Here is a 1,565-nt window from a genome sequence, read left to right on the forward strand (position 1 = left end):
ATAGGATTGAGTTAATTAAGGAATTCGGTTTAAAACTTAGATGTTAAAAACGCTCTTGTCGGTTCTGAGTGAAGTCCAGGAGATAGATTGGATGAAAATCCGCTTAGATTCTCGTAAGTAAGCAATGGACTTTAGCAAGCATTAAATTCGCAAGAAGGAGAGAAGGATTGAGTAAATTCCGAAATGCGTTTTAAATTCCGATTATAAACTGCTGTGTCAAATTGCTAAGGAAGTCAAAAACATGATTGGCAAAAAATCCGCGTATTGCTTTTTTTCACGTAATCTATTCTGCGTTATGTTCGGTTTAGGAGTTTGCTGTTACGCTATTTTTGGTAACGTTTATGTATAAGAATAGTTGCGGGTTTGTATGCGAGGATTTTCCGAAGGAAAATCAGACGTTACAAACACGCAACGACCTTTGATTTAGCACTAAACCGCAATTATTTTTATACGGTGTTAGCAAATGTTATTTATTCACTTTCAATGCGATACTTATATTTTCTGACGTCCTTTTTTCCAGTTTTATAATTTGTCATAATCTCCTTTTCCAAAAGTCCATCATTGTTATATTTATAAATCATTTCAGAGGTTTTTCTTAAATCCGATGTTATAGGAATAATTAAATCTCCTTTAAAGTCAGTTTCATAGACAGTTACTTTTGTTAAATATCCGTCTTTGTCATAAATTTTGTGCCTTATATTTAAAATTCCCTTTCTCTCGGAATATTCAGTTTCCGTATTTTCGGTTGGGTTTTTTGATTCGGCAAATCGGTAAACCGAAGTTTTTTCTCCGTTTCTAAAGTTTATTATTTCCGTAATTTCAGAATTTTGTTCGAACTCACTAATTACTTCTCTTTTTATTTCGTTTGTACTCGTTCCAACAACCTTTTTTGATAATTCTTCGCCTTTTGAGTTGTATGTGATAGAAGTCACAATTGTATCTCTATACATTCTACTGTATTCTTTAATCTCAATTGGTTTATTTTCTTGATTAAGATTCTCAACGTAACCTTTAATTTTTGGTGATGAAATAATGGTTAAAACTTCTTTAGAATTCTTTAGTTGCTCAAAGTTTTTGAATTTTGATATAAAAGCGTAAGCATTTGTGTTTTTTTTAAAATCTTCTGTTTCTAGATATTCTTGTTTGTAAAGTGTTTTGGTCAATGGATTTTGTTCATACACGTATGAGTAAATTGTCAAACCAGCATTTGAATTAAAGTCATACCTTTTTATAATTCTCCCATTAGCATCGTATTCGTTTGCATAAACAAATCGATGTGGTTCTTTCCATTTAAAAAAAGGCGGAATTTCGGTTTCTCGATAATCGAAAATAATCTTCCCATCATTATTGAATTCAAGAATTTTCTTTAGTTTCCCTTTTTCAGTTTGGATAACTTTATAACTCGATGATGGTGGATTTTTTAGCTTAAACTCTATGTTGTTAAAGGCAAATTGTCCGTGAACATTTTGAGAGATTAAAAATAGAAACAATAGTAATTTAAGATAGTTCATTTCGATTGCACGATGTTTGTTTTTAATATTTGCTAACGTTCTCGTGTATGGAAA

Annotated in this window: 1 protein-coding gene; it reads right to left on the minus strand. The window is 31.2% G+C overall.

Features of this window, described 5'->3' with window-relative positions:
* Positions 1–470: 470 nt before the first annotated feature.
* Positions 471–1,565, minus strand: a 1,095-nt coding sequence (locus KO494_RS15875) for a hypothetical protein (protein WP_215968608.1), incomplete at its 5' end; no start/stop codon positions are given.

The sequence above is a fragment of the Lacinutrix sp. C3R15 genome (assembly GCF_018860825.1).
Classification (GTDB): Bacteria; Bacteroidota; Bacteroidia; order Flavobacteriales; family Flavobacteriaceae; genus Oceanihabitans.